Annotated in this window: 6 protein-coding genes; 3 read left to right on the top strand and 3 right to left on the bottom strand. The window is 46.5% G+C overall.

Translation table 11 applies throughout. From position 1 onward, the window contains the following. Positions 1 to 215 precede the first annotated feature (215 nt). Complete coding sequence (locus BM082_RS22370) at positions 216 to 1,709, bottom strand: carboxypeptidase M32 (protein WP_017013451.1); 1,494 nt, start codon at positions 1,707 to 1,709, stop codon at positions 216 to 218. A 182-nt stretch (positions 1,710 to 1,891) separates the two neighbouring features. On the opposite strand from BM082_RS22370, the gene BM082_RS22365 reads away from it, so the two are divergent. Next, on the top strand, positions 1,892 to 2,452 hold the full coding sequence (locus BM082_RS22365) for a gamma-glutamylcyclotransferase family protein (RefSeq protein WP_017013452.1): 561 nt from the start codon (positions 1,892 to 1,894) through the stop codon (positions 2,450 to 2,452). Between the two features lie 83 nt (positions 2,453 to 2,535). Here the strand turns inward: BM082_RS22365 and BM082_RS22360 are convergent, their stop codons facing one another. After that, positions 2,536 to 3,516, bottom strand: coding sequence for an OmpA family protein (locus tag BM082_RS22360; RefSeq protein ID WP_017009717.1), 981 nt, complete (start codon positions 3,514 to 3,516; stop codon positions 2,536 to 2,538). A gap of 297 nt (positions 3,517 to 3,813) precedes the next feature. Continuing rightward, positions 3,814 to 4,503 (bottom strand): DUF2786 domain-containing protein, encoded by a 690-nt coding sequence (locus BM082_RS22355; RefSeq protein WP_017009718.1) that lies wholly within the window; start codon positions 4,501 to 4,503, stop codon positions 3,814 to 3,816. Between the two features lie 272 nt (positions 4,504 to 4,775). On the opposite strand from BM082_RS22355, the gene BM082_RS22350 reads away from it, so the two are divergent. Both BM082_RS22350 and BM082_RS22345 read left to right on the top strand, forming a co-directional pair. Continuing rightward, positions 4,776 to 5,696 carry a DMT family transporter gene (locus BM082_RS22350; protein WP_074928685.1) on the top strand — a complete coding sequence of 307 codons (921 nt, stop codon included), beginning with the start codon at positions 4,776 to 4,778 and terminating at the stop codon, positions 5,694 to 5,696. 111 nt (positions 5,697 to 5,807) lie between these two features. Next, a complete protein-coding gene (locus BM082_RS22345) occupies positions 5,808 to 8,171 on the top strand; it encodes a DNA polymerase II (protein ID WP_017016316.1) in 2,364 nt (787 codons plus the stop codon). Positions 8,172 to 8,218 lie beyond the last annotated feature (47 nt).

Below are 8,218 nucleotides of genomic sequence, written 5' to 3'. Positions count from 1 at the left end.
GAATACCCTTGGTCAATGACCAAACAGGCTGCTTCCAGTTTAAATTCAGCGGAGAATGAACGACGTTGTCTTGTCATGGAACACCTCTTTCTTTAGTGGTGACTTTACCACCTTAAATGGTGTCCGGGATCATTAAACCACTACAATTGAAGCTCATTGATAAGAATAAAACCCTCCCTTTAAAGGGAGGGTTTTTTATGAGGGATATATCATATTCAACCTTTCAAATATCGGCTGATCAAATGTTGCTTAAAGTACTCAGGATTCAGCGGCTCCCCCGTCGCCTGAATGACGAGCTCTTCGGTGGAAAGCGTTGAACCTTTCGACCAAACATTCTGTTCCAACCATCCACTAATAGGCGCAAAATCGAGGCTCCTTAAGCACGCATCCACGTCGACTGTTTTGCGCATCGCTGCCATAAATTGCGCGGCATACATGGCACCTAGTGTATAGCTTGGGAAATATCCAAAACTTCCGTCGGTCCAGTGGATATCCTGCATACAGCCATTGGTGTAGTCGCCGTCTGTTGATAGACCTAAGTATTCCTGCATTTTCCTATCCCAACGTTCAGGGATATCCTCGACACTGATGTTGCCTTCCATTAGGTCTCGTTCGATTTCATAGCGAAGAATAACGTGTGCAGGGTAGGTCACTTCATCGGCATCTACCCGAATGAAACCGGGTTGAACACGATTGTAGAGTGCGTTCATGTTATCGACGGTGAATGCAGCATCGGATTGTCGACTAAACGCTTCTGCAGCCATCTTAGCGAGGTGTTCGACGAAAAGTGGACTTCGTCCTAACTGCATTTCAAAAAACAGGCTCTGGCTTTCATGAATACCCATCGATCGAGCTTCGCCAGCCGGGGAGTTTCGGAAGGCCTTCGGTAAGCCTTGTTCATATCGCGCATGGCCGGTTTCGTGGATCACGCCCATGATCGCGGAGGTGAAATCTGCTTCATCATAGCGGGTGGTGAGTCGAACATCTGACGGCACGCCGCCACAAAACGGGTGCGCACTAACATCAAGGCGGCCATGATTGAAATCGAAGTCAATCACTTCCATGAAGCGCTTACCAAGGGCGGATTGCAATGCAGTATCAAACGGTCCTTTTGGTTCACTTATATTGACTGACTTCTGCTTTTCAAGCACAGATTGCGTGAGCGCTGGAAGCCATGTTTTGAGCTCGCCAAAGAGAGCATCTAGTTTCTCTGTTGTCATGCCTGGCTCATAGAGGTCAAGCATGGCGTTATATGGCGTTAAGCCGGTTTGCTTTGCGCGAATTTCTGCTTCCTGGCGAGAGATGTCTACAACGCGCTTGAGGTTGGCGGAAAATCCTTCCCAATCGTTGTTTGGGCGTTGTGTCCGCCATGCGTGTTCACAGGATGAGCCCAACAAAGATTTTGATTCGACAAGATCGGCGGGCAACACAGTGGCTTGTTCCCAAACTCGCTTCATCTCGCGAAGGTTGATTTTGTCTGTGTCACTCAATGATGCAATGTTGGTTTCCGCATCATTAATCCATTCACCCATCTCTTCTGCAGTGAGCGTTTCGTGACACAATAAGGCTAAATCGCTCATTGCTTGCGCGCGGACATCGTTGCCGCCTGACGGCATCATCGCGGCTTGGTCCCAACCACAAATCGCTGCAAGGTGCTGGTAGCTAGAGAGCTTCTTGAATTGTTGTTCAAGTTTTTTCATCGAATCCATGTGTTTCTTCCGTTTTAACGCGTTTTCTCAATAAGGGAAATAGTATCAGGAGAAACGTGATCATCCATGATTTTGATGCATTGGAGCGGAGTATATTGCAAAAAGTTGTTTTTTCAGGCGCTATGCTTGACAGTAGCACGTGGGAAGCGCGTATTCTTTAATAAAAACAACGGGTCTTTATTATGTATATCTTTGGCTATGGCAGCCTGATCAATGGTGAATCTAGAAAGGTGACGGGCGATACAGGCCAAGCTGTTCCCGCAGTGGTTTCTGGCTTACAACGTCACTGGGGAAAAACGGGGTCCCCGAATATGTCGCACCTTGTCGTCAAAGAAGCCGAAGGTGAATGCAACGGCGTACTGATCCACATCGACAGCGAAACCTTAACGGTATTTGATATTCGAGAAGCCGGGTATCAGCGCGTTGAGTTAGACAGCCAAAGGATCCAACTACTTGATCAGACATTTACTATCGACGAGCCCGTTTATGTTTACGTGACAGATGAGGTGATTTCACCATGTTACATTCAGCCGATTGCGCAAAGTTATGTTGATACTGTGTTGGCGGGCTGTTTGAGGTATTCAACAGAGTTTGCACAAACGTTTATTGTATCGACGCAAGGTTGGGAAAACCCTCGGATTGATGACCGCAGAGCGCCCGTTTATCAGCGAGTAGCAGGGGTTGATGACAATGCGAGAGTAGAGATCGACCGTATGCTGTTGGGCTATCCGATGGTGGGGTAACGTTGAATTTGCAGTCAGTGTTATCTGAAACGAAAAAGCCACGTCCGAAGACGTGGCTTTTATATTTTTATCGCGAGTAGAAATTACTCTTCGTAAACGAATTCAGGAGATTCGATTTCTACGCGACGGTTTTTCGCACGACCATCTTCAGTGTCGTTTGAAGCCACTGGGTTGCTTTCGCCTTCACCAACAACGCTTAGGCGATCAGCGCTAACGCCGTTTGAAGTGAAGTAGTCTGCAACAGACTGAGCACGTTGCTCAGACAGTTTTTGGTTAAACGCTTCAGAACCTACGCTGTCGGTGTGGCCGATGATAACTGCTGTTGATTCTTCGAAGTCTTGAAGGCGCTTAAGCATAGGGTTTAATGCTTGCGCTGCTTGAGAAGAAAGTTCGCCTTTACCAAAAGCAAACAGCTCTACTTCGTCTGCTTCAGAGAAAACGTATTTCTTCGTTTCAACAACTTCAGCAACAACAACTTCTTCAACCACGACTACTGGCTCAGGCGCTGGCTCAGAAGAACGACCGAAGTGGAACGTTACACCTGCAGAGATCAGGTGGTTGTCAACGTCTACGTAACTCTTGTCCATATCTGGTAGGTATTGATATTCTAGACGCAGGTTAACAAGATCGTTTGCGCGGTGATCAACACCTAACGCTGCAAGTATAGTGTGGTCATCTACATCACCTGCGCGGCTACTCCAATCCCACATGGCAACACCAAGTTTACCGTAGATGTCTGTAGCGTCTGATACACCAACGTTGAACTTAGGTGCAAGTGTCAATGCAGTCAGATCACCACTAGCTGGACCAGCACCAGTGAAGTTGGTATCGAAGTGACCAAGGTAGTCGTAAGTCGATTCGATAGAAAAGTTGTTACCGAAGTCGTAACCAATAATTACGCCACCGCCAACATCATCATTACTTCCACAACCACCGCCATCACATGCGTCAGTAAGTGTAGAAACACCAAATCTTCCACCAAGGTAGAAATTTGAATCATCTTGAGCATAAGCCAAAGGCGAAAGAGCCACCAATAGGCCCAGGCTAATCACTGCTTTTTTCATTTTGTTCTCCATTCCTTCTAGAGAGGGTTTGGGATGAAAGACTCTATAGGGAGAGTTAGAGTCACATTCCGGAGTTCGCTTATCGCAAATCTATTCTCGATCATCATTGAGTGATGATTTAATAAGCTAGGCTAGGGATGGCTAGCTTGCAATACAAGGCTTGAGAATGAAATTCAGGCTTTTTTAATACAACAGTGTTCAAAAAAGAGTAATTTTGTGGGGCGGGGTTGAATTTGTTGAAAATTCTGGGAAATAAGTTTTGAGGAAAATCGCGGAAATTATTTAAAGAAAAAGCGCCTATCTGAGGCGCTTTAATTCACGTGCTCCCGATACGGGACGATTAACGGAAATTTGCTTTCCTTTCTTCATTCCCTTTTCATAGTCATCGGTAATGCCTTTCATTGCATCGCGCAGTTGTTGCTTGAACGTTTCGCGGTCGATGTTCTTAAATTGACTGTCGATGTAGTCCTTCATTTTCTTGTCATTGTCTACATCGGGTGCAATGTTTGGCAGCTTTGCCATTGCGCCTTCAAGCCAACCAAATGTAAAAGACTGCAAGCGTCTATTCAGTTCGGTCTGGGAGGTGCCAGAGCCTGCAAAACTATTGCGGAACTGTCCTGTGTGTTCGTTCATTTCACGGTAAACAATGTCAAAGGCGAAGGCTGCAAAAATGGCGCGGTTTGCATCGCCAATGAATTCCGCTTTCTTTAAGCCTTTGTGGTTGGTGAGAACACATTCAACGCCGAAGCGTGTGTTGATGCCTCTGATGATTTTCAAAACGGCATCGCTGATCGAAGAAGGGAGCAAGGTTTCAGACGTGGTTTTACCCATGCTGATAAAATCGATGTCCTCCTGATCTAAGCCATACTTGCGCATCAGGGTTTGCGCCATCTTTATGGCGGCAGCAGCCTCGTTGATGTTGGCTGAGTTACCCAGTTCAAGGCATTTGGCAATCTTCTTTAATGCTTTGCGTTTTGCGTCGGACATTCATTTCACCACAGAAAAAACCGGAGCGGTATTTTACCGATTGCAGCGCGTTTTACCAATAATAAGATGATAGCTTTTGATAATGGCTTATGCCGATTTGATATGTTTATCGCCTTGTTCGGTCATTTTGGGTGGGTGAGAGGCATTGATAATGAGTAGAGTTAGAAAAAGTTCCCTAAAACGCATCATTATTCTCGATTTTTCTCATTCTTGTGAAAGTTCTTTCAACGCAATGCGGTCAAGTTAGCAAGTGATAAAAGGATCGCAATCATATGAAGATATCGACGCGGGTAGAAGTGAAAAGCATAGTGATGGCGGGGCTCGCATTATTGTTCTTCGCGGCCAATTCTGTGCTGTGCAGAATGGCGCTCGCGAACACCAATATTGACCCCGCATCTTTTACGTCTATTCGCTTAGCGTCTGGCGCGGGAATGCTGTTTTTCCTCAGTTTTCTGTTCCCAGTGAAACAATTAAATAAAGAAGACAGTGAAGCTACTGGGTTTAATTTCATTCATCAGCCGATAGAGCATTGGCTTGCGGCTGCGATGTTATTTCTTTATGCCGCTTCGTTTTCGTTCGCCTACATGTACCTCGATGCAGGAATGGGGGCTTTGATCCTGTTCGCGTTCGTTCAGTTAACCATGTTTGCCTACAGCCAACATAAAGAAGGTGGTGCGACGGGTCTTGAATATATTGGCGCGTTAACAGCCATATGTGGTTTGGGGTACTTGGTGTCGCCAGGCATGGATTCCCCCGACATGTGGGGAACCATTCTCATGGCCATTTCAGGCGTTGCATGGGGCGCTTATAGCGTTCTAGGCAAAGAGATTAAACAACCTCAATTAAAGGCGAATTGTATCAATTTTCGGTTGAGCTTGTTCTTTGTGGTGCCGTTTTTCTTGATGAACATTCCGATGAACACTTTGTCGTCAGAAGGCATTTTTTTAGCGGTTGCGTCAGGTGCCGTGGCGTCTGCAATCGGTTATGCCATTTGGTATTGGGTTGTGTTGCAATTTAAAGCGACGCAAGCAGGTGTGTTGCAATTAACTGTGCCTTTGATTGCTGCAGTAGGTGGTTATCTCTTGCTGGATGAAGCGTTAACGCTGCGCATGTTGATCGCGGCATCCGTCATTTTACTTGGGATCATGGTGACCTTCTTCGGGAAACAGCGTAAGCAAACCTCGGTGGCATGAAATTGATACCGAAACACACCTGATCATAACGACAGTAATTCTCCCTGAATCCATTATTTTCAGGTTGTTTGGGTATATACTGCAAGCGACATACCGAATTTCGAGGCCGCTTTGCAGTATCACGATGGATTCCTGATTTCTCGTCACAGTCGTGACATTGGTGATCAAACTGAACTTATCTTTTGGGTTCAAACAGACAATGGCCCTGCCAAACTGGTGATTCAACAAGAATCGCCAGTTTTCTTTATTACAAATGAGCATGTAGAAGAAGCTCAACGTCATCTCCGTGCCGCCAATATCCCTTACCAAACTCGCTCTTTGCCGCTGAAAGACTTTTCTTACAGCGAAGTGACAGGTTTTTATTTCACCACGCTAAACACCGTAAATCGCGCCAGTCGACTGCTACAAGTGGAAGGGTTGAACGTATTAGAAGCCGATGTACGTTTGCCAGACCGTTTTCTGATGGAACGCTTCATTTGTGGCGGGATCACTTTTGCTGGTAGCGCAACGCAGCGAAACGGGTATGTGGAATACCGAAATGTAAAGGCGAAGTCTTCGGATTATTCGACCACGTTATCCCGTGTTTCTCTTGACATAGAATGCTCTGAGAAGGGCGTGTTGTATTCCATTGGTCTTGATAGTGAAGTGGACAGTCGCGTGATCATGATTGGTGATGCGCCAGATAATGCGGAAGACATGCCGTGGATCGAATGGGTAGACACAGAACTTGCGTTGCTCAAAGCGTTGAATGCGTGGTTTGTGCGGTTTGACCCTGACATCATCGTTGGTTGGAGCGTGATTGACTTTGACTTTCGACTGCTTATTAAACGTGCAGCGTTCAACAAAATTGATCTTCGCTTAGGGCGAGGCGGGGAAAAAGCGCATTGGCGAGATTCTAATAACAGCCGACAAGGTTTCATTACCTTGCCAGGGCGTGTTGTGATTGATGGTATTGATGCACTCAAAACCGCGACCTACAGTTTCCGGTCGTGGTCGTTAGAATCCGTGTCGCGCACCATGTTTGGCGAAGGAAAGGCGATTGATAATCCCTACGATCGCATGGATTCAATCAACCGCATGTTCCGTGACGATAAGCCAGCCTTAGCGAAATATAACCTTCAAGACTGCGTGTTGGTTAATCGTATCTTTGAAGAAACCCACTTATTAGAGTTTCTTATTCAACGCAGTCGTTTAACAGGCATTGAGCTTGACCGTATTGGTGGCTCAGTGGCGGCATTCACCAACCTCTATCTACCACGATTACATCGCGCAGGTTATGTTGCACCTACCTTGACCAGTGAGAACTGGATTGCCAGCCCTGGTGGGTATGTGATGGACAGTAAACCGGGTCTCTATGATTCGGTCTTGGTGCTCGATTTTAAATCACTTTACCCGTCGATTATTCGTACCTTTTTGATCGATCCTCTTGGGCTGGTGGAGGGGCTTATTGCAGAAGACGAAGCCACAACAGTGCCCGGTTTTCGTGGGGGCGTTTTTCATCGAGAGAAACACTTCTTACCGGCGTTAATTGAGGACTTGTGGAAGGCGAGGGATGAAGCCAAGTTACAGGGTGAAAAAGCCTTCTCACAGGCGATAAAAATCATCATGAACTCCTTCTACGGCGTCTTGGGTTCGTCGGGTTGTCGTTTCTTTGATCATAGGCTCGCGTCTTCAATCACGATGCGCGGTCATGAGATCATGAAAATGACGCGCGAGTTGATTGAAGCCAAAGGGTTTGAAGTGATTTATGGCGACACAGATTCGACGTTTGTTTCGCTAGGTAAGCGTCATGAAAATGAAGACGCCGATAACATTGGTCAGTCTTTGGTGGAGCACATCAATGACTGGTGGATCGCGCACCTAAAAGCGACCTACAACATCGACTGTGCCCTTGAGATTGAATACGAGATTCACTATCAAAAATTCTTGATGCCCACCATTCGCGGGCAAGATACCGGCAGTAAAAAGCGCTACGCCGGCTTGGTAAACAAAGACGAGGAACGTCGCATTGTTTACAAAGGGTTGGAAACGGTTCGAACAGATTGGACGCCTCTCGCACAAGTCTTTCAGCAAACCCTCTATCAGAAAGTGTTTGATGGCGAGGAAGTTGAGGATTACGTGCGTAAAACGGTCGAAGATACGTTACAAGGTCACAATGATGATGCGCTTATTTACCGTAAGCGGTTGAGACGTAAGCTTTCTGATTACGAAAAGAATGTGCCCCCGCACGTGAAAGCCGCGCGAAAAGCCGATGCATATAACGAAAAACGAGGGCGGAATCTGCAATATCAGCACGGCGGTTGGATTGAATATGTCATCACATTAAACGGGCCAGAACCGTTAGAAGCGATAGACAGTCCGTACGACTATCAACATTATGTCGATAAACAACTCAAGCCGATCGCAGACGGTATTTTGCCCTTCATTGGCAAGCATTTTGATTCGTTGGCTGCGCCGCAGTTAGGTCTCTTTTAGAAAGAGAAGACGCTAACAACAGACATGGAAATCAAAAAGGCCGGGGA

Origin of the sequence: Enterovibrio norvegicus DSM 15893, assembly GCF_900115495.1 — a bacterium.
Lineage (GTDB): Bacteria > Pseudomonadota > Gammaproteobacteria > Enterobacterales > Vibrionaceae > Enterovibrio > Enterovibrio norvegicus.
Note: the sequence above shows the minus strand (reverse complement) of the source record. Positions and strands in the feature narration are given on the sequence as shown.